Raw genomic sequence first — 22093 nt, forward strand, 5'->3', positions numbered from 1 at the left:
AAGCGTATACCTTTATTTACATTCAAGAGGTTTTTAATATGAAATTGTTTCGAATGATGTTGCTTGGCTTACTACTTTCCACGGCCCTAATCACTCAAGCTTCGGCTGCTCCGACAGAAGATTATGATTTCCAACAAGAGCGAATGAAGTTAACCCCTGATTCTGTAATGGTTATTTCGACATTTGATAGTCAAGATCATGTTACCGCATACACATATGCTGGAGTCCGTTTATGGAATGTTCCTTTTCACGCTAAAATATTATCATGGCAAATTGCAGGTGATTATGTTTTTATTTTTTCCAAAGACCGTAAAGGAACAAAAACTTATATTACCTGCCTTAATAGACATACTGGGGCCCCAATTTGGCAAAAGCCTTAGGCATATAAGGTCGGGCGCTTCGCCCGACGACCACACTTTGATTGAACACCCTGATTTATACGTAAACACACATCTAAAAATTTGAGACCATTCGGAGTGCATTTTTTAAGAGCAAGATCAGATAATCAGCATACGTTCCTCTGAAACCGATGAAACAATTACTGAGTCGATTTTAGTCTTAGTTTTTTCCTGATTGGGACGCATTTTCTATAACCAATTTTTGGGTAAAAGCACTGGGCTTTCTAGAAAATATAGCGAAACCAAATAAAAACAGGCTAAACAGAAATAAATACACTAAGTCCCAATATTGAGGCAAGATATGTTTGCCACCATAATTACCCAAATAAGAGAAAGTACCAAGACCCAAAAGATACAATATAAACCAAAGTGCATGTTTGCTATCAAGTTCTTGATGTGTGTTTTTTATATAGCAATAAAGAATGGTTCCCCCTAATCCCAGGATAGTAATCACCAAGAGCTTTCGCACACTGTGGAAACCCGCCCAATAAACGCCAACCGTGCAAACATAAAATCCGATAAAGGCAATAAGATTACAACCTTGCAAACGAAACGGCCTTTTATAGTTTGGTAATTGCTTGCGTAAACAAACAAGTGCTATCGGTCCTATGGAGTAGCTAACCATTAATATTGCCACGAGAAAAGCGGACATTTCCTGCCATCCATGTAGCACAAGCGACATTGTAGCAGCGAGTAAAAAATTTACTCCTAAACTAACCCAGGGCACTTGGTACTTATTTCGTTTGGCAAGAATTTTTGGTGTGCAAACAACTGAGCCCATACTGCTTAGCATATGAGATGCTGTCGTTGAATAAACCAAACCAGTTGAATAGGGCGATATAAACGCATCGACGTATAATAAAACACTTAACCAAAGCATACCGGCTAATGCAACTAGAGCTGCAAATGGTCCTGCGTCGCCGATAAACGATAAATTCACCCAGCCCTTTGCGAGCGAATGTTCACTGACACTACCAATAAAGGACCATTGTAATCCTGTGTAAAGTAATGTGGTAAAAAATAATGAACCACACAAAATCAGAGGAATGTATTGCCCTGGTTTTTCAAGTTCCCCCATCATGATAATCACTTGCCTAAATCCCAATAAGGAGAACAGTACACCGCCACTTGACATGGCGGTCATAATCCCCTGCCAACCATAGGGCATAAAACCACCATATTGAAAAAAATTATCTGGGTGATAACTCATGGTTACCAAGCATGCAATGGTAAGCGCGGGAATGATTATCTTCCAAGCAGTAAATGCTGCATTAATGCGGGCAAATAAACCAATACCGAAATAATTGAACAATACAAAACTCATTAACACCACTAAAGACAGTACATACCCTAAAGGTGTATTTCTATAGTACACACCATGATGGGTTACCAGGTTGGGAATATAATTACTGGCGTATTGAATGACGCCTTGAGTTTCAATTACTGGGAGGATGGCTAAGGAAAACCAGGTCATGCTGCTCATCATCGCGCTTGTTAAACGTCCATGAGTATATAAAGGTAAGCAAGCCAGACTATCGGACTGGGGAAACATCGTACCTAATTCGGCATAGGATAAGGCAACAGATAGTAGTAAAAAACCTGAAAGTGGCCAAGCTATAATGGCTGCCGGGCCAGCAAATTGCGCGGAGTATAAAGAACCAAATAACCAGCCTGAACCCACCATGCTGGTAATTGAAATCCAAAGTAAACTCAGGGGACTTAATTTTTTATTCATCTGATTTTTCCCATGTCCTTATGGTTTTGATGTAAGGCGAACAAATAATCAGAATCGCAGTAGCGATAAATAATTATATGACTTTGAATTGTAAACAGAAAAATCGTGATTACCAACCATGTGGGAATTAAGTTTTCATCAATGATTTTATACCTCAAGAACTAATTTTTTGGGACATCTTCAGTAAGGAGGTTGGGGCATTGGAATATAAATAGAGCAGATGCAGGCTGAGCTATTAAACTTGGAGGATTAGCTCCTCTAAATTTCACCCCCCCACAACTTGTAATGGCAGTTGTCACTATAAGTGGATCATTTGATATAGATTTACAAAACAGTCATATAGGTCTATACACTTTAAAAAGAGTTAAATTAAGAAAATTCAAATATGAATATGTTATCTTGTTTGAAAGGCTTTATTGCAACAGTTGATTGTAAAAGCTTCTCAAAAGCCTCTCAAAAATTATATATATCACCCTCTAAATTGAGCAAACAAATAACTTGGTTGGAGGGAGAACTAAAAGTTACCTTATTTATCCGCTCTACAACACGATTGATTGTGACTGAATCAGGGCATCGGCTGTATGAAAAGGCATTACGGCTTTTCGAGCAATTAGAATTAATCAAGAAAATTGCAACACCTGATCAAGTTGAATTAAAAGGTACAATTAAACTCTATCTTACCGTTACCCCGGCCATTCCCTATTTAACCTCATTATGTATTGAGTTTATGCGACAATATCCTAAGATTTATCTGGATATTAATGTGGGCTCTGATACAAAGGAGCTGTATTCTTCTGCCTTTGATCTGGCTATTTCATTCGAAGATCTGAAGCATTCAAAATTGGTTTGCAAAAAATTATTCTCGATCCAAAGAAATGTCTTTGCCTCACCAGGTTATATTGCCCAACATGGACTTCCTCAGACAATCGACGAGTTACCAAAACATAATTGTTTGATTAATTCGCTTTATGGCCTGCAAAATAAATGGGTTTTTAATAAAAAAATCATTCATGTCTCGGGAAATTTTAAAAGCAATAATGCAGGTGTCTTAAAACAGGCTGCTGTTGCAAATGTAGGGCTTTTGTGGGCGCCTTATTTTTCAGTTTATGAAGAAATAAAAAATGAGAAACTAATTCAAGTATTACCTCACGAGTCGTCACCTGATATTAATCTTTATGCAATTTCCCCAAAGTCCATAGCAGATGAACAAAAAATTAATTTACTTTTGAACTATTTTTGTGAAAAAGCTTTATCAGAAAAAATTGCAACCTCTTTTATTGATAAACATAATTTAAAAATAAATACAAATCCTGAAAATTAATAAGAGCACTTGTGTCAGGCTACAAGAGAATTAGCAAAACAAAGTATTTTCCAGTATAAATATATTCAATTGAACAAAGATCTTCTTCACTGGGTTGAACCTGAGCCATTTGAAAATCAACTGAAGAAGTTCATATTAAGGACTACTAAATCGTGATTAGATCACGAGTGGAAGGAGATCCGCAAAATGGACGTTCCGGACACCCTTTTAGAAATCGGAGTTTTGGATGAAACAAAATGTCTCACATCTGCCAAGGGAATTAAGCCATATGGTTTCCTGGTCTCTTACTCGTTTAGGGAAATCTATTGCAGAAGTCTATGGAAAAGAAACCTTTGAACGAATTGAGCACATTCGACTATCCATGCAAGACACGATTGGGAGTGAAACGATCGCACTTAAAAAAGCCCTTCACAGTCTGCAAGTTGAGCTTTCCAAACTAGATAGAAATCAGCTTTGTCAAATTGCGCATGGGTTTTCTCTCATGATGGAACTTATTAATGCCTGTGAGAGCGCCTACCGCATTTTTCGTATCAATCAAAGAAAAGAAAAATTCTATTCTGAAAGACCTCAAGGGATTCATTATGTCTTAACAGCACATCCAACAGAAGCGCGCACAAATGAATTCTTAAAGCTGTTTAAATCAATTCGGGACTATCTTGTCGATGTTCTTAAATCCCCATATCTGATGAATGAAACTCATCTTGATCAAATGCTTAAAATCTCACTTCAAATTAATATTTCCAATCATGAAAAACCAAGCGTAGAAGACGAGGCACGATACATCTATCAGTTCGCCCTCAATGCCCTCAACATGAAACTTTATCACTTCTTTTTAACCAAAGGTATTCCCATCCAATTACGCACTTGGGTAGGAGGTGATAAAGATGGGCACTCAGGTGTTAATGAAAAAATCATGGTTAGAAGTCTCGAACTTTCTCGATCTTGTTTTATTGCCTACATTCAAGAGTGCATCAAAGAAGTACTGGAAATTGTCAGACTTTCAACTGCATTGAATGAAAACAGAATATTAGCGAATCAGCTCAATCAGCTTGCTAAAAAAGCGCGTGGTCTGAGAAAGATACAAGCCAAGGATCATGAAAAAGTATCTGCATTCAAAAAAGAATTAGCTGCAATACAGATAAATACCCTAAAGTTTTTAAATTTCGAACCCGAACAATTCGCTATCATCTCCAGCATTTTTCAGCTCTATCCCACTCTGGTCATACCCATCGAGCTCAGAGAAGATTCAGCCGTTGTAAAGGAGAGTTTAACGAGCATAAAAAAAACAACAATTACCAAGATGTTGGAAAAAGTCTATTCTATAACCCATGGGACTGATCCCAAAAATTATATACGCGGTTTTATCCTCAGTATGGTTGAATCTGCTGAGGATATAAAAAATGGAATTAACCTGGTAAAACACGTTTTTAAAAGCTACGCCCTACCCGTTGTGCCCTTGTTTGAAAATCAACTTGCGCTCACCACTGCGGATACAATTTTAAATCATTCAATCACTGAGGATATTAGACAGAAGCATCTAAAACAGTGGGATGGAAATTATGAGGTCATGCTGGGTTATTCTGACTCATCTAAAGAAAATGGTGTATTGCCCTCTCGACTGATGATTGCGAACAGTTTAAAAAATATTCAGTCTACACTAGAAAATAAAAACCTTCGGCCTATTTTTTTTCATGGGTCGGGGGGCAGTATAGAACGTGGAGGTGGGGATATCAAAGAACAAACTGCTTCCTGGTCTAAGGAAATGATGACTAATTATAAAGTGACTGTTCAGGGGGAAATGGTTGCAAGGCTCTTTGGTTCGAGTTCCATACTCAAAAGTCAGATTGACAAATTTCTTGATATCTATTCACATAAAGATAACGACACTGATAAGGGTTATCCTGAGGAGCTGGTATTATTTGCCACGCAAGTTAGTCAGAAATATAAAGCACTGATCCAAAGCGAATGGTTTTGGCCCACAATTGAACAGGCCTCGCCCTATCATTTCTTGACAGAGCTAAAGATTGGCTCTCGTCCAACCAAACGCAAATCAGGGCCAGATCAAAGAAAGCTTCGGGCTATCCCCTGGATCTTATGCTGGACTCAAACACGGCTTCTTTTCCCAACGTGGTGGGGTCTTGGTTCTGCTTGGTCAGAGCTCAATGACCTTGAAAAAAATAAGCTTAGGGTTCTCTACAAGGAAAATACTCTTTTTGCTGCTTTTATAAAACAATTAGGAGTAACTCTTTCCAAAGTGTACCTTCCAATCTGGGAACAATACGTGTACCAATTAACTGGCTCCAATGAATATCTCAAGCCTTTTCAATCAGAATTGGAATCAACTATCCTCTTCTTCTATCAAATAACCGGTGAGAGTGATTTTTGTTTTCATCAACCCTGGCTTGGGGAAAGCATTCAATTAAGATCAACCTTGATTCATCCTTTGAATCTTATCCAGATTGAGGCCATGAAAAGAAATGATTTACCTCTTTTAAGAAAAACGGTCACAGGCATTTCTTGTGGTATGTTGACGACAGGGTGATAACATAAACCAGGATAAATTCATAATCTCATCCCCCCAATCAATGAATTGTAACTCAGGGACATTTCAGCCTTTCTTTTTGGGTATTTAATTGACAACATCCATTTTAAAGGTACTATAACAGATTTTGGATGGCTAGCGCTTAATCTATCTAGTCTTTACAAGGAGTAATCAACATGTATTCCAATTTAGAGCAACTTAATCATGATGAGTCTGCATCAAGTGCTTATAACATATTGTTCCTGCTTACTGGTCTTGCAATAGCAACGTTTGCGATTGCACGATTCGCAGAGTCTAACAATCACCTAAACTATGATAATCGTTTTGCTCGTATAATAGCCGGCCTTTTATTGCTAATAACGCGGATGATGCATACGAAGGGCGGGGATTTAGAGCTTACCAATACAGAAAAACAAATAATTGCAGTAGGCCCACATCGAACGGGCTGGGAAGCAGTTGTTGTTGCTTCAAAAATAAAAGGCACACCACCACGTTTTTTTGCCACAGATGCTTATAATTCTGTACCCGGCGTTTCTTCTTTTCTGAAGATGTTTAAAGCAATACCGGTAGAATCAAAAGCAACTAAAAGTGAGAATGGACGCTCTGCTAATGCCGGCGCGTTAGAGCAAGCAAGTAAAGCACTTAGTGAAAATGGCTGCGTCGCACTATTCCCACAAGGGAATTTTGCACGATTAAATCAAGAACCGCCTAGAGTTTACACCGGTGCAGCGAGGCTTGCATTGATGAATAAAACACCTATTCATGTTATCAGACTTGATGGTTTCTGGAGTTTGCAAAATCCAATCATTCCTTTATTTGTTCGCAACAACTCTTATTATCGTGCATTTATGTCTGCGTTTCACATGAACAATGTACGCGCCACACTGTGTTCGGTGATCGATTTTCACCTAAAACCAGAGAGTGAGGGCCTAAGTGAGGAAGCAATAATCGAGGAAATATGCGCCCAGCTTTATGCTTACTATCGTCATACACAGGAACTTACTCCGAAACAAATTGCTACGATTAAAGAAGAAATAGCCAGCAAAACTCATCTGCTTATTTGGAACAATAAAGTCAAACAAGATGAATTAGGAAAACAGCTCTTAAGTTTAAAGAAAGAAGAAACCAAGCTGGAAGAGCCAACTTTAACGTCAATGAAATTAAGTTCAATCTAGCGAACACAGGCTGGGTGTAAAGCTTGGCCGGTTTTTCTTTAATTACTCATCATCCTTTCAAAAATTGCACTCTTCAGAGATAATTTCTTATCTATAATCGACGTTAATATAAGGAATAACCGCAGTGTATTCTAAAGATTTAGAAAAAATTAGCAGGTCTTATGAAGGGAACGACTTACTCATAGCTACAAGCTGCGGTGATTTAGAAGAAGTTGAAAAAATTCTCAATGCGCAACCAGAGCTATATACGTACCGCAACCCCCAGCAAAGACAGGGTACAAAATATCACAAATCAACAGCAGTACATTTTTCTTTATTGTATAGACAGTACATGGTAGCAGAAATGCTATTGAAACATCCTGATAATAAAAAAATTATTAATACAGCCAATGGTGCTGGAGAGACCATTTTACAGCTTATTGTGGCATTGCCTTATAATGATGTCGCTCTAAAGCTAGCAAAATTGGCCTTAGATGTTCAAAGTGTTGATATTAATTATACTTCTCATGATTGCAATCACTTTCAGTCAGCCTTATCTTTAGCTTGTGCTATTGGCCTGGTAAAAACTATGGATATGGATATGGTTCGTTTGTTGCTTGAACGAGGAGCCGATCCAAATTGTATTATTGGTAATCTAGGAGTTGTTGAGTTAATTCCATTACTCAATCATTTAGCCTTAAAATTAAATAATGCTAGTGAAAAGAACATCAAAAATCTCAATGAGTTGATGCTTCTTTTAATTGAAAATGGCGCTGACCCAACAAAGCGAGGCTGCGATGGCCTGACTTTTTTTGACGTTGTTATTGACAATAATATCGAGTCAAAACTGATGCCAACCATCAAAAAACATTTTCACCACCAATGGAAAGAAAGTTCACCTGGGGAAATAGAAAAAGCAATTGCTCTCTTCAATGCCTCTCTGCCTTTTGCGCCCTGGACCATGGCTGCTGATTGTAGTCCTACCTGGGAAACTCTAGCATTACTCGTGACATTGAAAAAGGAACGAAGGGCAGCAAAGCAATCTGACCATGATTGCACCGTATTTTATGGCAAAGAACAACTCGAATCATTTCTTGAATTTGCAAAAATGCGTTTTGAAGCGACAAAACAACCGTTTCAAACCCAGTTTATAATGAGTCCGCGAGGTTCAATGAGTAACCATGTGGCTAATGGGCAGTTGAATTATGATGAGCACGGACAAGTAAACGTCTTTTGGGTAGATACATTGGGACATGATGATTCTAATACTCAATTGTATAATGCTGAAGTGGGGGCAATCATTCATAAACATGAACCTGAAGCCATACTGTACACCACAGATATACAAATGCAATTTACGAATACCGGGTGTGATATTTTCGCTTTATATATTTCCGAAAGACTCTCTGCTGCGGCACTAAAAAAAAGGGAATTGTTTAATGATTTAAAGAAAATACACGAATACCATAAAATAGAAAGGGAAGGATTCAGAGTTATCCCTTGGGGCAAATGCCCTGTTTATACTGGATTGCCAAAAATTATCCAATCTGCGTCCCGGCCAGAACAACGTATTAAAGAAGAATTAGTGGCAGATAAAAATACGTTCAATAAGAAAAATGAAAATTACCACCAAGAAATGCATCGTCGATTGATGGAGCGTCAGGGTAAACAAGTCAATTCCTATTATGAAGTGAACCGCCAAAAATTTGGAATCCATCTAAAAAAGGCCTATGAAGAAGAGTATGATACGCTGAATAAAAAAAGTCTGCTTGCCTTCACGGACTTAATCAATAGAGTGCCTATAGATGTTTTGATAAGGGAGTTAGACATTGAATGGGTACAGAACGGCGATGAATGGGAGATTGTTGTACCACAACAATATCATGGCCCCTATTTAACTGACCTTAAGGGCACCCTACCCGAATTATTAGAAAAGCTGGATAACGCCTATGAAGGTATTGCTGATGATAAATACGCAATGCAAGATCCTTATTTTCACTTTTACTATGCGGCAATTCGGGTGTGCAGAACGAAGCTGGGTAGCTTAGCGGAAGAAAACCAAAAGGAGAAAAACACTCAAGAAAAAGCAAGATTCTCTCTGGCCCTCCCCCTTCATGAGGCAGAGAAACAACAGTTACTCGTCAATCTGGAACAGTTAAGCGGCAAAAAAAATTGGAAATTGAATCAAAATAGCGGTTTAGTCGCTGTGCTTGAAGTCCCGACGCAGAGGGAGGCATGTATAATTACTGAAATACTACAAGCAACAAATGCGATGAATGTGGTTCAAAGCCAACGCCAGGATAATAAGTTACCAGTAATAAAATGTGACCAAATTAACTGTAAAAAGTTAAATGAATTGGCGTCGTCTCACCTTTCTTTACCTTTGGCAGCTGAATTGTGCAGCAAAGTCATCTGATTTTTATAGATTATTTAAGTGTAGGATAAATCTTGTTGCTCATAAACTCCCCTAAAAACCAGCAATGAATAAAGGACTTTAATGTCTTGGATAAAACCAAATATACGACAGACTAATGCTGAAGAGATGGTTTCGGATTAAGCTAGGCAAATTATCTATACGCCCCAGCATAAATCTCGGTTGTGTTGCCGTCATCTTTAATCAGAAAACAATGCTAATCAATTCATTTCATATAAGAACAAACTGCCCCCAAACCAACCCAATAGCTCTTAATGTTTTCTTAATGTTTACAATGTAACATTCTCGATCCGATTTTAATCTTATTGTTTTATGTTGTTATTTATTGTTCTTTTATCAACCTAAAAATCAGCGGATTGAATTGAAAGTTTTAAAATTTGATTGGAGTATTTATGCCGTATCTTCTTATTACAAATAAAATTTTGAATCTACTTTCAGAACATAGAAGAATTCCTGAAGATGAAAAAATCGATCATAGTGTCGCTGAGTTTTCAGATAAAGTAATCAAGAAAATTGATAGCATGGTCACCAAAGGAGAAAAAATACGAATTGTAGCCCCTGCGTTTCCAGAAAAAGCTCCTGTTCGTGGAAAGACTCTTAGTGATTCTCCTGATATGGCTGAGCTCCTATCTTTAGAACACTTAAATAATCTCTGTAAAAAAATAGAATCAGTTTATGGTCCTGGAGCTGAAGTTGTTATTTATACGGATGGATTTGCATTTGCAGATGTATTTCCCGATATTCACTCAAAAGAAAAGCGTGAAAACTATCTCACAAAATTACAGGGTATGATAGAAAAAAACGATTTAAAGAACATCAAAATTATCAACTTAGCGGGGCAAGTTGACTTAAACCAATATGCAGAAACTGAAGAACATTTCAGACAACGGCTAAAAACACCTCAAAATGATGAAGATAGAAATAGCATCAATTTATACAGAGGGCAAATTCAGTTTTTTACAACAGAACTAAAGATGGGTTACCCGGAAAAGTCAGGATCAAAAATTAAGAAAGAAGCTGAAATTATTGCTCGTGGCGTAGCTCGCATGAGTGCCGCACTTAGCGAATATCTCTCAATAATTGAACCTGACGCATTACGCATATCATGTCACCCTAAAACAGTAGCTTCTGATAAAATTGGCTTATGGCTACATGAAGATCACCCTGAAGGAGGTACTCCTTGGCATAATGCTGCGGTATTTGAACTTTCTGAATTGACTAATAAATGTATTGTATCGTTTATGAAAGCACAGGAAGCTAAAGAAAAAGGGTATCTTTTGCAGATGGATCAAGAAGGAAACCCTAGTCATTTTGAAGCCAAGAGCATCTATCGCCATGCATGTACATTGCAATCGTTCTTTAGAAGGGCTCATCAAAAGAAATTAGCTCTAGCGTTGGAAGAACAACAAGACCTTTCGCCCCCTCCCTCGCGATGAGTCATCACCTCCATAAGTTAGTCATTTCGTAGCCATCTGCTTGGAACAAGATAGGTTGATTCTTTAGGCCCAACGTTACACAGTTGGGTCACTACTTGATGGAGTATAAAAAGAACCGCTTAATCTCGATAAACATTCTAAGTTTTCAATATCCCAGGAGGAATCAACATTTTTTGTATTTCGCCAATATGCATTTCTTCTTCCTGAATCATTTTTCTTGCAAACTCTTCGACTAACACCGATTTTCTTTCTGCATGTTGTAATAATTGATAATACAAATGCAAACCTTGCTTTTCATGCTCAAGAGCCTCTTCTAAAATATTCCCAATGTTATGTTCATGGGTTTCTAATAATTTGCCAATTTTAAGTGAGGGATGGTGCGAAAAATGGGTAATAAGCTCACCGATTAAATGAGCATGGTTTAAGCTTTCTTGAGCCTGCTCACGCATCCATTTACAAATAGGGATACGATTATAGCCAAAGACCATAAGGGAGTAATGGGTATAACGTACAACACCCGCCATCTCCAGCTCTAATAATGAATTTAGAGTTTTTAAGGTAGCATCATCAATTGCTTCAGATTCAGGTCGTCCATATTCCATATTTTATGACCTCCTATTTTACTTATCTAAGAGTATAGAGTAATTCCAACAAAAATCTGAAAGGATAATCAATCTTCTATACACATAGCTAAATTCAAAAAATATAACTTCACTACAAGTTTTTGGCTCTAAATGATTCAACCTACCGGTTACTTGCTTTGATGAATCCCGATATATTGCATATAATTTATGCAAACTCGACTTTATTTAATCATCATGAAATCACTTAAGGAACTTTTTAAAAAGATAAGCGCCGGGAACCAAAATAAATCAACTTCTTCTGATGCAACAGTCATTAAGTCTCCCGATGAACAACCTGTCAGTAATGATAAGCCCCTGTTTGCGCCCACACAACCTACCCATGATTTTTTTTCACATCCCAAAATGAGTGATTTAGCGCAAGTAGGACAAACAAAATCTTTGGGTTATTTGCCATTAGAGCTTATCCGTGGTTCCGGATTTGAACTATTTCAGGTAACTCAGTTATTGAAAAAAAGGGGAGTAAAGTTTTTTGTTATTCCTAATCCTACTCCTGAAGAATTGTATGCCTTTAACCCTACTAAAAATCTATACGTACATATCGCAGATAAAAAGGAATACAAGGTAATTCCCAAAGGAGGCTTTTCAAGTATTCGTTCTGGAGCCCTTGTAGCGTACGATGAAGACGCCGTAAATGCCTTTTTAAAAGAAAATAATGACCTTATCAATGAAGAAAATAATAATGAACCAAACTCTGAAAACCATTGGCCGACTGAAGCAGCAGATTTTGTTAATATGCTGTTTAGGAAGAAAGCCGAATCAGCACAAATGAATTATTTAGTACATAAAATTTTTGAAGAAATGCCAAACCAATCAAACCAGGATCTGACTGCGAAATAGCCGGTTTGAATTCATTCATTCTCTTGGCCACAAGTTGGAAATCTTGGGGAAAGCCATGTTTGGTATATCTTGTATTTTGAGAGATCAAGCAGGCCCTGGATTGCTCAAATACAAGAAAGCATGTTATTGTTTTGCGCAAAACCCTAATCATAAAGTCATTCCTAATGTACAGTAAATATCCCCAATTTTTCCAGAGTGAGAAAGAAAAATCACCTTCTAGTATTCAGTTTTCTAATGTTATAAAAACATCACCAGCAACCTCTGATTTGTATCGAGGTGTTGATAATTACAGTCCGTCATTTTTGGTTTCCCCACTCTTTTTAGTAATTTTGCTGTAGATATTCATGCAACATATCGTAAAAATAATCTCAACCTCCCCGGTCGGATGGAGCGAGAAGCAGAACATGTGGCCTTAGCTGTGCCCTATTGCAGCATAAAAAAAATAACAATTAAAAATAAATAAGGTAGTGAATAATCCTTTTTATTTAGCTATTTCTAGCGATAATCAAGAAGTGATACACGCCTTCAATGCTATCTACTGTCAGCTTGTCTCACTTTTAAGAAATAAATACACACAGAAACTGGACGATAATAAAGAAAAATTGGCGCTTCAGGAATATGTTAGCATCTACCTTCAGTTTTATGATAAATACAGTGGGATCGATAATCCATTTAATAAACCCCTTCAGGAACTCGTTGCGCTCCATCCAGAATTTATGGAATATTTTTTCCAATTAAATCCTCAACACGCTAAATCCATCTTGATGAAAGATGAAGCGATTATGACATCTGATAATCTATTTAAAGAACACTATTATACTCAATCGCTCGATGATTCTTTATCACATCGAGCAAAAGTGGCCATAACGTGTCACGAGGATGATTGGGCACGACCATTTTATGAGTAATCCCTTGCACTATAAATCAGATAGGCTATTTGATTTTCAGCCAATCCAATAATAAGAACGATAGTTATTCTTAGCTGAAATCACATGTTAATAAAAAGTCCTCTATTGATTTATTATTTACTACTTCTATATTAGCGCTACCACTATTAGTAGCCGGAACATACTCTGAAGATCCTTGAACATTTTTTAAACTTATATGCCATGGATACCAATCATAGGTAAAACCTTGCCCTGTCCATGGAAAATAGATTGGCATACCTGAGTTTCTATTTGGGACCGTATTACAATAAGCAGAATAAAACTGGTTTGCCAAAAATGAGCTGACCGTTGTGCCATCATAAGGGGGTGGAGGATTATTGCAATTATGGGGAATCACTAGAGCCGAAGCGGAGCAGGAAGTTGTCTCAATATTGCCATCAGCAGGGCATGGCCGAAACATATTGCCATCCCTTTTACCAGGTATATGAGGATTATTTCTTAACTTAAAAAAAGTAAATGTTCTTACTGAATCCGGTGAATCAGGTGGTATACCAAAATACTGACTAAATCGAACTGCAGCATTTTCTCGTGACAAATTTTGGTATTGAATGGTTTTGCAAACTGATACTAAATTTTCTGCTGAACCAAGGAACAAGAAACCATAATTCCCATTGGAGTAATTTGGAGTCGGCGGATTTGTTGGGGCAGGATATGTGAATGTGGAATATACTACAGCATTGTACTCGTAACTGGGATTGGGAATTTGTGAGCTGGAATAGGGTGGAAATGCGTCTAAATTATAAAACTGTTTCAATAAGCCAAAATTCTTTTTGGCCCTAGGCATGACAGAGAGGTTATATATCGTCTGGTAGGCTAGATAATTGTTGTATCTTGGATCTGCTAACAAAACTGGATCCGAACTTGCCCCATTGTGAATCCGTTCACAATAAAAATTTGCGGAGTTTACAATGGTCACCAATGAGGCGCATTTTATGCTTAATTTACCACAAAAGGGATCATTGTTATCACGAACAGGACTATCGAGCACAAAGTTTCTAATTTTAAAATTAATCGCATTGAGCTCATTAGCACCATGTATATAAGGATTGGTGAGCGTATGCATTTGTTGAGGATAGGAATGAATAGAAGGTTTAGGTTGATAGCCGCAATTTGGATGCAATTGACTGTAATTCGCATAAACCTGATTTACCTTGGCTAAAAGTTTTTGTTCATCCGATAGATAAACGCCATTTTCTTCCTGTTCTGTCGATTCATTTAACGTATACCCAAAATCTTCTTCGGAGTAAGCAAAACCGCTAAGAAAAAGTCCGGTTGCGAATAAAACTAATAATTTCTTGTTCATCATCATCCTTAATAATTGGGACTTAAAAAATTAATTCCCATACATATCTCAGTCATTTGAGATAACTTGGAGCCACTAAATAGTAAATAAATTTAACTAAACAAACAAGAAAGTACTTGCTTGAGCCTCAGCGGATAAATCCGTGTTCGGTTCTTTTCAAAGCAGTTTGACTTCCAATTTAACCCCATTTGATTTTTATGAACATTTAACCTTAGGGAGTTCCCTATGGTTGGCAATTGCTATTGCATATTTTGATTAGAGCCATTATTTTTAGATAAGTTTGTCAAAAACTGAATTAATCTAATTATGAAAAGGATATTCAATGATTATAAGTAACATGGAGCGTGGTTCATTCGACGTACCAAAATTTCCAACATTAAGTCTGCTGAGCCTGCTCTGTGTTACTTCGGTTTCTATCGCAGGAACATCTGGCATTAAGGAATTATCCCCTACGAACTGGTCTGGTTTTTATATGGGGATAAACGGAGGTTATTCCTGGTCAAATGCCCATACAAAAGTGGTACCTCTTCCTGAGCCAACCCAACTCCAACCCGGGAATGGTACTATTCAACCAGCATCTATGTCGGTATCCATGTCAGGTGGAACCGTAGGAGGACAAGTAGGGTATAACTTGCAATTAAGTGCCTACCCACAAGTGTATCTTGGTTTAGAAACCGATATAAACTGGAACTCATTAAAAGGCTCATCCACAGAAAATGCAGTAGGAAATGCGGTGGAGCATTTAGAAGTATTTAATAATGCGCTATCAACCCAACATAAATCGACATGGTTTGGCACCTTACGTGGACGCCTCGGTTTTTCACCCACTGCCCAGATATTACTATATGGGACCGGGGGATTGGCCTACGGTTCTGTAAAAGAACAAGCGAATGTTAATTTTATTCCTGGTGGATATGGTGATGAACAATATCCTTTTTCTAAAACTTTAACACGAGCCGGGTGGACAGTTGGTGGAGGGGCTGAATGGGTTCTCAAGCAAAATTGGTCAATGAAATTAGAGTATTTATATTATGATCTTGGCTCAACATCCGAGATTGCAGATCCAATTATTCCCAATCCTCCATTCCAAATAAAATATACATGGACTAATCCAGCGCAAGTTATTCGCTTCGGTCTTAATTATCATTTTTGATGATCTTAAATGTTGCAAGCCAAAGAACAGTTTGAGCAGCCACGGTATGCAGGAACGTAGATTGAGTCAAAATAACCCAATCCACCTTGCTTGCTTATTCTAAAACAGATACTGCAGACCGAGTGCGACGGTATAGTTTTTATTGGATAAACCAGCGGCATCACGTTCATAGCCATTTTCGCCGGTGTCATTATCGATTATTTCAGTATCGGCGCGCCCATTCGAATAATGATTGTAGGATGCTTCAACAAAAACTTTCGCATTGGGTGTTAAAAAATAGCCGGAGTTTAGTGTTGCAGCATAATATCTAAAGTTATCTCCATATTCTTCGAACGTTATGTTGCGGGCATAATGCTCATCATGATCTTGTGCTGAAACCCAATTACTAAATTTTAAAAGGGCATTAAACTCAAAATTATGGATGAAATATTTTCCAGCTAAACCAATATAAGGGGCTCTAAATTTTTGTTGATAGCCAATTCCAACTTGAGTGCTAGGAAAACAACCGATATCGCTACCATTGTTGTATTGATAACAGCCGCCAGTCGCCCGCCAGCTAAAAGAATCCCATTGATAACCCGCAGCCAAACCGAGTTGATAATTCTGCTTTTGCATCAGCCAAGCTCTTAAACTCAAATCAAACTCATTGGCATAATTAAGATGTGTATTTTCATGGTGTGACCAATGAGTCCAAGATTCTTGATTTGGATTGAACCAATCATAATCATCCATGGCTGCCTTGCTTTTTGCAACAGTTGTCCAACCTCTTCCATTAATGCTAAGCCAGGCGAGGAATTCATAATTTAATTCCCCGTTTATTATTGCAGCATTTTTTATGCGCCAATCGAGCTGGCTTAGCTTAGTATTTGATTGGGGATAATAAACATATTCGTGAGCCTTTCCAGAAAGAATTCCTACGGAAGTACTTAGTGACAAGCCATTCAAACTGTAATCAGCAGCATAGGTATCGAGCGAATGCGTAAGAGATAAGGAAGTTAGAGCCAACATAACTATTTTATTTTTCATATTTTTTCCTAGTTAGGGCGGCAATCCGTGCAGCAAAAGTGAGCATCAAAAAATCAATCGAGATTATTGTGATTCATAATGACCTTGTCAAGAACACCATTGAGAAACATTGCTCATTAGTAATGGGAAACCGAATCACTTGATTATGAAATAAGACATCGGTATAGCCATCTAGTCGCTCAATAAGCCTGCTTGCATGAAGCAATAATGAACATATTTTTTTATTTGAAAATAATAAGTTACTGTGGGAGCATATCCTGCGAAGCAGGTCGAATCATATTATAAAGAGGGTTACATGCAAGAACGATTTTTTAAGGAAGCCAGCTCTGACTTTTCAATGTCACTCCCATCTCTTAGTTCGGAAGACTTACACTATTTACAGGCTTTATGTGATGAAGATGTTGATATAAATACTTTGCTTATTCAAAAAATGCCTAAAACAGATTTACATGTTCACGCTGAAGCTGGCTTTTTGATTGATATTGAATTAGCTAAAATTATAGCAGAGCGTAATAATATCCCTTTTCCATATGACTTGGTCGATGAAAAAAACCAGCAATGGAAATTTACTGGTTCGGATGATCTGGATCAATTTATCAAAGACTTTCGACGTATTTCGAATCTTTTAAAAACACCACAAGATATCGAAGATATCACTTATGCATTTTATAAATATTGTTATGAGCATCATGTCATTTTCGCTTTGCCAGGGATCTCCTGGGTTCAATGTAAAGAACATATCTCTTTTGTTGAATTTAACCTAGCCTATAATCGTGGCCTCATGCGAGGGCTCAAAGAATTTGGTGATGTGACCACATTAAGATTACGCTATTATCAAGAGCGACACATCGATCCAAAAGAATTTCAGAACATATGGGATAATATTCGACAATATCCCAATCCGATGGTAACAACCATAGGCCTTGCAGGCGCGGAAGATGGGTACCCCCTAGAGAATTTTTTAAATTTTTTTGATGAAGTCAATCAGTATAGACGGCGAGAGGGTAATCCTTGGTATTTTATCACCGCCCATATCGAGCCAGAGGCACAAGAACATACCCTGGAAATTGCAAAAAAATATCTTGACCGATTTGCCCATGGAAGAAATGTCGCCAATTATCCCGAACTCGAAAAAAAACTTAAATGTGACGGCATGACACTTGAACTATGTCCGTTAAGTGATGTTGCATTTTTTCCAAAATCGATACCCAATTTACAAGCCCATACTCAATTTCAAACTTTATTTAAAGATGAAATGATCTCTTTAAATTCTGATGATCCCGCATTTTGTGGCGCAATTGATGCGGTATATCAGGCAGTTTTTAAAGAACTCAACTGCAATATGGCACTTTTATTCCGATGCACTTATAACGGTTTATTTGCAGTAACACCTAATACATTAGAAGCAATGCATCTTTTCGCACCAGAAACTTATCAGGCCCATATGTTGCTCCTCAAACACAGTATGTTGAAGCTTAAATTTTTTGAACTATATGTTCATTTATTACAAGAGATTAGAGCAATAAATGATGAATATCGTGAACTTAAAAAACACATTTTGGGAATTAGCTTACACACACCAATAAGTGAATTAAATCGCATCTCATCACATCTTTTAAACATTGGAAAAGAGACAAACATCACATCATTAATAGATATAAAACAGGAAATTATTAGAACGGCTAAGGTATTAGAAACAGAAACGCTGCAAGCCATAGAGAAATTTGAACACAATTATCTCCTCTCTCAAGAGCAAAACATCAACTGTCTTGAACTATAATGCAAAACAGCCTCGTAATCTTGCAATGAATCCTGGTTACGGCTTCGCATTCCCCCAGGCTAATAGTTTGAATCAATGTAGCCTGGGTTCAGTCCAAAAAACGAACATAATATTGTTTAAAAAATCACCTCTTTTAATTATTTCTTAATTTTATTCCAATATAATAATGTTTTATTATTATTCTTTTTGATTCGTTTTTACCAAGAGTGGCCATGAAAAGACAATTTCCATCCAGTGAGCGTGAAAAGCACTATTATAAAGAAGTTGGCAAAAAAATTGTTTGCGTGGAAGATGAAGAAGAACAAAGAAAAATCGATAAATTTATGGAGCGGCATTCCATCACTCCTCCAAGTACATCCCGTGAATCAGGTTATTCGTCCTATATGTTTCATGGAAGCAACGTTGAAGTAAATACCGCCATGGTAAAAAAACAAAAGATAGATAAAGATCACTATCTCATTTCAAGAACCTCTAAGGCCCCTGCCCTGCCCGTTTCTTGTTTGGCTTCGACAGAACATGTAGTCGCCATGCAGGATCAAGTTGCGAACTTCAAATCAGAATCTGAACCAAAATCAAAACAGAATGTAATGTACCTCATCCAATTATCCTGTAGTGCTAAAAAAATGAATGTTCGAGATGAAAAAAAAGCGATTTTAAGTCTCATTCAAGAATATGATAATACTTTAAACAAGAATAATATCAGGATTACCTATAATAAGGGAAAAGCTGTTTTTACAATTAAGGTGAGTACACAAGTTGCAGATATTCAATTACTTGTTCGTGCCTTAACGAGCAAAAAGAAATATAAAATCGTCGATTGCTCTTTTGAAGATATCGGTTTAAATCAAGGAGTTTGTCTGGTCAAGAAGGATGCATCCAATCCTATTCATGCATTAGTTAATATTGCAGATTCTGAATCTGAAAAAGGATTCCTTGAACGAGATGCCGGCACAACATCAGGACGCCATACAACGGCTTATCAAGATTGCAATTGGACATTTAATTTCTTCACCAGTTTGGAAGATTTGCGCAAGAAAACGGAATATCCTGCCAGTGCCTTTGCTATAAAAATTATTAATGCAACCTAAGTACCGTTCTTAGTAATCATATTCGTTGACACCCGATCATGCCAAGCGGGATTGGGTCATTCCAACCCAAAATACTCGAAGAAATCGCAAGACGAGGGCATAAGGCAAATCTTGAAATACTTACTAGGAACTATGTGTTCAAACCATTACATATGAACCAGAGCAGCTTTGGAGAACGCCATGTGCAGCGAATAGTTTAAGTACCACTGCCGAAGATTATGCACGGGTTCGGACAAGCCTGGATGTGTGATGAACAATTGCAATATGCATTTGAACCTCAGATTCGCATGTCTCAGGACCGATGGGCAAAAGAGACCGTATCTGATGCAACAGCATTGAACTATTTGGCTGAATGTTTAGGATTTCAACTCGAAATTGATGAAGCGTATGGGGACTATTCCTGGTTTCCTCGGGTGAGCCGGGTAACGAAATGGATTAAAGATATAATGCCAACAGCACGTTTTATAAAATAAGCCCGGCTCATTCAAAGTAAAATAGAACTTGCTCCTATTATCTGTGCCAGGTCGTGCCAGTTCGAACTTTACCGCAATTACCGTTAACACAACCTTTATTTACGCTCGTATGATGGCAAGTCCCTCCATAACATGCTGTATAACTTTTATGATATCCCCACGCAGCAAAAGAGCTGGATACAAAACCACTCATAATGACGATCATTAAAATCTTTTGCATATTTTTTGCTAGCATTTGTCACTCCTAGAGTTACATTCCTAATTATGGTCATTAAAAGTACATCTCGCAGTTAGTATAGTTGAGTTTGGTGTATTTTGTTGATCGATGAATCTGTTACAGAAGTAGTATGTGATATCATTTTTGGAATTCCACTCACATTTTGAAATTTATGCGACATTTTTTTCAAGAAGTGCGCCAACTACCCGGCAAAGAACAACTTAATGTACATGCCTTGCTAATAACAAAGCTTTCCCTTTATGAAACAGAAGTACCGCAAGATAAGCTATTTATCCGCTCAATAATCCCGGAGCTAAAATGTTTATTTCATAATCATGAGCAATCTTTTAAAACCCTGGCCTTCACTTTAAAACACCATTTAAAGCAACACTCGAATATTTCAGAACCACTTAAATTTTTTATTAATCATGTAATTGAAATAACAAAAGATGCTAATTTTCAAAATTACTTTAAGAAAACAAAAATCAGTACTGAGGACATTGAATGCCGAATAGCTCGTATTTTTGAATCCAACATCGCAACAATAATGTTGCAAAATCCCAGCAAAGCAACATGGGATTGCATCGGTAAAGTAAGTAACAATATAATTCAATTTATAGAATCAAACTATAATGAACAAATCTTCGACGCTTTTCTTGAAAATCTAGGTCCAGATCCAATAGAACCACAGAACCCCAAACTTGCTTTGGCTTTCGGACGCTACTCAAAGACTCCAGATCTAAAAGAAATTATTGAAACGCTTAAAAAGCAACGAAATTTTCCCAGAATCATGTTAATTCATTTTATGTTTATGCGAGATGTTTATTGTCATTTTGAACTACCCTTAGAATCTCAAAATCACATCAAAAAATTTGGATATGAAGGAAGTTTGAGACAATTTATTTTAGAAAATAAAAAGGCAGATATTGGCTCTTTTTTCTGGAATTATTCCTCATACCCTTTATACCACGACAGGGGCAGAGGTGAATTTAAATTTTATATTTCCCAAAGATTAGGTATTTGTGTCGCCTCAGAAGATCGAAAAAAATTCCCATTATTTGAAACTACATGGAACCCTGACTGTATTTGCCAGGAAGCAGATCTTGAATCAAAGTATACGCAATCTCTTATTCATCGTGGCATTCCCTATGTTGCCGGTCCCTCTGGGATGACCTCATTGTTAAGTGCCAGTATGTTATTTATGGGACAATTTAAAAGCATGGAAGAGCATTACCATTATATCTTCGCAATTATGTCATTTATTGTAGGCGGAGGGTTACATAGTATTCATGAAACACTCGCTGTTATTCATGAGCGCTTAGGCTTACTACGCCTTTATCAAGCCGATGGACCGCATGCAGGAAACTATAACGATTTCTTTAAATTATTTCGACACGATAAAGTAATATCAAGAAATATTAATCGTGCGTGGGATGCTACAATTAGCTGGATGTTTGAAACATATCCTGAGCTTATACCCATTCAAGATTACCCAGAACCCAAAGAAGCAACCTTTTTAGAAAAATTAACCCCTTTATTTTTTTGTTGTTCCTAAATAAAGTACTGCGTCAAGAACAACAGGATTTCTTCTCTAATCTGCCATCT

General features: G+C 37.4%; 18 protein-coding genes. 13 read left to right on the forward strand and 5 right to left on the reverse strand.

The annotated features are described in order from the left end of the window. The first annotated feature begins 38 nt into the window (after positions 1-38). The gene (locus ELY20_RS01555) at positions 39-380 is read left to right on the forward strand and encodes a hypothetical protein (protein WP_110141123.1); all 342 of its coding nucleotides are present in this window, start codon (positions 39-41) and stop codon (positions 378-380) included. A gap of 178 nt (positions 381-558) precedes the next feature. Here the strand turns inward: ELY20_RS01555 and ELY20_RS01560 are convergent, their stop codons facing one another. Next, complete coding sequence (locus ELY20_RS01560; protein WP_110141122.1) at positions 559-2133, reverse strand: APC family permease; 1575 nt, start codon at positions 2131-2133, stop codon at positions 559-561. Between the two features lie 385 nt (positions 2134-2518). Here ELY20_RS01560 and ELY20_RS01565 point away from each other — a divergent pair, with 385 nt between their 5' ends. The 5 genes from ELY20_RS01565 (at position 2519) to ELY20_RS01585 (ending at position 11020) form a co-directional block, all read left to right on the forward strand. Beyond that, positions 2519-3454 (forward strand): LysR family transcriptional regulator, encoded by a 936-nt coding sequence (locus tag ELY20_RS01565; protein WP_110141121.1) that lies wholly within the window; start codon positions 2519-2521, stop codon positions 3452-3454. 226 nt (positions 3455-3680) lie between these two features. Continuing rightward, positions 3681-5996 (forward strand): phosphoenolpyruvate carboxylase, encoded by a 2316-nt coding sequence (locus ELY20_RS01570; protein ID WP_110141120.1) that lies wholly within the window; start codon positions 3681-3683, stop codon positions 5994-5996. 176 nt (positions 5997-6172) lie between these two features. Beyond that, a complete protein-coding gene (locus ELY20_RS01575) occupies positions 6173-7171 on the forward strand; it encodes a lysophospholipid acyltransferase family protein (protein WP_110141119.1) in 999 nt (332 codons plus the stop codon). Positions 7172-7295: 124 nt separating this feature from the next. After that, complete coding sequence (locus tag ELY20_RS01580) at positions 7296-9566, forward strand: ankyrin repeat domain-containing protein (RefSeq protein ID WP_110141118.1); 2271 nt, start codon at positions 7296-7298, stop codon at positions 9564-9566. A 410-nt stretch (positions 9567-9976) separates the two neighbouring features. After that, complete coding sequence (locus tag ELY20_RS01585; protein WP_110141117.1) at positions 9977-11020, forward strand: L-tyrosine/L-tryptophan isonitrile synthase family protein; 1044 nt, start codon at positions 9977-9979, stop codon at positions 11018-11020. A gap of 137 nt (positions 11021-11157) precedes the next feature. On the opposite strand, the gene ELY20_RS01590 is transcribed toward ELY20_RS01585, so the two are convergent. Then, positions 11158-11622 carry a ferritin-like domain-containing protein gene (locus tag ELY20_RS01590; protein ID WP_110141116.1) on the reverse strand — a complete coding sequence of 155 codons (465 nt, stop codon included), beginning with the start codon at positions 11620-11622 and terminating at the stop codon, positions 11158-11160. Between the two features lie 189 nt (positions 11623-11811). Here ELY20_RS01590 and ELY20_RS01595 point away from each other — a divergent pair, with 189 nt between their 5' ends. Together ELY20_RS01595 and ELY20_RS16945 are read left to right on the forward strand one after the other, a co-directional pair. Beyond that, entirely contained in the window at positions 11812-12501 is a 690-nt protein-coding gene (locus tag ELY20_RS01595; protein ID WP_233590468.1) for a hypothetical protein, read from the forward strand. A gap of 467 nt (positions 12502-12968) precedes the next feature. Continuing rightward, on the forward strand, positions 12969-13409 hold the full coding sequence (locus ELY20_RS16945; protein ID WP_233590469.1) for a hypothetical protein: 441 nt from the start codon (positions 12969-12971) through the stop codon (positions 13407-13409). 70 nt (positions 13410-13479) lie between these two features. Here ELY20_RS16945 and ELY20_RS01605 read toward each other — a convergent pair whose 3' ends face one another. Further along, positions 13480-14751: a hypothetical protein gene (locus ELY20_RS01605; protein WP_110141115.1), complete on the reverse strand. Its 1272-nt coding sequence runs from the start codon at positions 14749-14751 to the stop codon at positions 13480-13482. Between the two features lie 322 nt (positions 14752-15073). Here ELY20_RS01605 and ELY20_RS01610 point away from each other — a divergent pair, with 322 nt between their 5' ends. After that, positions 15074-15904 (forward strand): outer membrane protein, encoded by an 831-nt coding sequence (locus ELY20_RS01610; RefSeq protein WP_110141114.1) that lies wholly within the window; start codon positions 15074-15076, stop codon positions 15902-15904. Positions 15905-16003: 99 nt separating this feature from the next. Here ELY20_RS01610 and ELY20_RS01615 read toward each other — a convergent pair whose 3' ends face one another. Beyond that, positions 16004-16930 (reverse strand): omptin family outer membrane protease, encoded by a 927-nt coding sequence (locus tag ELY20_RS01615; protein ID WP_110141113.1) that lies wholly within the window; start codon positions 16928-16930, stop codon positions 16004-16006. Between the two features lie 295 nt (positions 16931-17225). Here ELY20_RS01615 and ELY20_RS01620 point away from each other — a divergent pair, with 295 nt between their 5' ends. The 3 genes from ELY20_RS01620 to ELY20_RS01630 all read left to right on the forward strand — a co-directional run bounded on the left by ELY20_RS01620 (position 17226) and on the right by ELY20_RS01630 (position 20271). Beyond that, on the forward strand, positions 17226-18710 hold the full coding sequence (locus ELY20_RS01620; protein WP_110141112.1) for an amidohydrolase family protein: 1485 nt from the start codon (positions 17226-17228) through the stop codon (positions 18708-18710). A gap of 212 nt (positions 18711-18922) precedes the next feature. Next, entirely contained in the window at positions 18923-19798 is an 876-nt protein-coding gene (locus tag ELY20_RS01625; protein ID WP_110141111.1) for a hypothetical protein, read from the forward strand. Positions 19799-20016: 218 nt separating this feature from the next. Next, a complete protein-coding gene (locus ELY20_RS01630; protein ID WP_126955284.1) occupies positions 20017-20271 on the forward strand; it encodes a hypothetical protein in 255 nt (84 codons plus the stop codon). A gap of 37 nt (positions 20272-20308) precedes the next feature. Here ELY20_RS01630 and ELY20_RS01635 read toward each other — a convergent pair whose 3' ends face one another. Continuing rightward, a complete protein-coding gene (locus ELY20_RS01635) occupies positions 20309-20506 on the reverse strand; it encodes a hypothetical protein (protein WP_110141109.1) in 198 nt (65 codons plus the stop codon). Between the two features lie 154 nt (positions 20507-20660). On the opposite strand from ELY20_RS01635, the gene ELY20_RS01640 reads away from it, so the two are divergent. Further along, entirely contained in the window at positions 20661-22043 is a 1383-nt protein-coding gene (locus ELY20_RS01640) for a hypothetical protein (RefSeq protein ID WP_110141108.1), read from the forward strand. The last annotated feature ends 50 nt before the right edge of the window (positions 22044-22093 follow it).

Origin of the sequence: Legionella qingyii (genome assembly GCF_003990155.1) — a bacterium.
GTDB lineage: Bacteria > Pseudomonadota > Gammaproteobacteria > Legionellales > Legionellaceae > Legionella > Legionella qingyii.

What these genes read in the sequence shown, in the direction of transcription:
- ELY20_RS01555 (WP_110141123.1), top strand. Translation starts at nt 39, where the DNA reads ATGAAATTGTTTCGAATGATGTTGCTTGGCTTACTACTTTCCACGGCC.
- ELY20_RS01560 (WP_110141122.1), bottom strand. Translation starts at nt 2,133, where the DNA reads ATGAATAAAAAATTAAGTCCCCTGAGTTTACTTTGGATTTCAATTACC.
- ELY20_RS01565 (WP_110141121.1), top strand. Translation starts at nt 2,519, where the DNA reads ATGAATATGTTATCTTGTTTGAAAGGCTTTATTGCAACAGTTGATTGT.
- ELY20_RS01570 (WP_110141120.1), top strand. Translation starts at nt 3,681, where the DNA reads ATGAAACAAAATGTCTCACATCTGCCAAGGGAATTAAGCCATATGGTT.
- ELY20_RS01575 (WP_110141119.1), top strand. Translation starts at nt 6,173, where the DNA reads ATGTATTCCAATTTAGAGCAACTTAATCATGATGAGTCTGCATCAAGT.
- ELY20_RS01585 (WP_110141117.1), top strand. Translation starts at nt 9,977, where the DNA reads ATGCCGTATCTTCTTATTACAAATAAAATTTTGAATCTACTTTCAGAA.
- ELY20_RS01590 (WP_110141116.1), bottom strand. Translation starts at nt 11,622, where the DNA reads ATGGAATATGGACGACCTGAATCTGAAGCAATTGATGATGCTACCTTA.
- ELY20_RS01595 (WP_233590468.1), top strand. Translation starts at nt 11,812, where the DNA reads ATGCAAACTCGACTTTATTTAATCATCATGAAATCACTTAAGGAACTT.
- ELY20_RS01605 (WP_110141115.1), bottom strand. Translation starts at nt 14,751, where the DNA reads ATGAACAAGAAATTATTAGTTTTATTCGCAACCGGACTTTTTCTTAGC.
- ELY20_RS01610 (WP_110141114.1), top strand. Translation starts at nt 15,074, where the DNA reads ATGATTATAAGTAACATGGAGCGTGGTTCATTCGACGTACCAAAATTT.
- ELY20_RS01615 (WP_110141113.1), bottom strand. Translation starts at nt 16,930, where the DNA reads ATGAAAAATAAAATAGTTATGTTGGCTCTAACTTCCTTATCTCTTACG.
- ELY20_RS01620 (WP_110141112.1), top strand. Translation starts at nt 17,226, where the DNA reads ATGCAAGAACGATTTTTTAAGGAAGCCAGCTCTGACTTTTCAATGTCA.
- ELY20_RS01625 (WP_110141111.1), top strand. Translation starts at nt 18,923, where the DNA reads ATGAAAAGACAATTTCCATCCAGTGAGCGTGAAAAGCACTATTATAAA.
- ELY20_RS01630 (WP_126955284.1), top strand. Translation starts at nt 20,017, where the DNA reads ATGCACGGGTTCGGACAAGCCTGGATGTGTGATGAACAATTGCAATAT.
- ELY20_RS01635 (WP_110141109.1), bottom strand. Translation starts at nt 20,506, where the DNA reads ATGCTAGCAAAAAATATGCAAAAGATTTTAATGATCGTCATTATGAGT.
- ELY20_RS01640 (WP_110141108.1), top strand. Translation starts at nt 20,661, where the DNA reads ATGCGACATTTTTTTCAAGAAGTGCGCCAACTACCCGGCAAAGAACAA.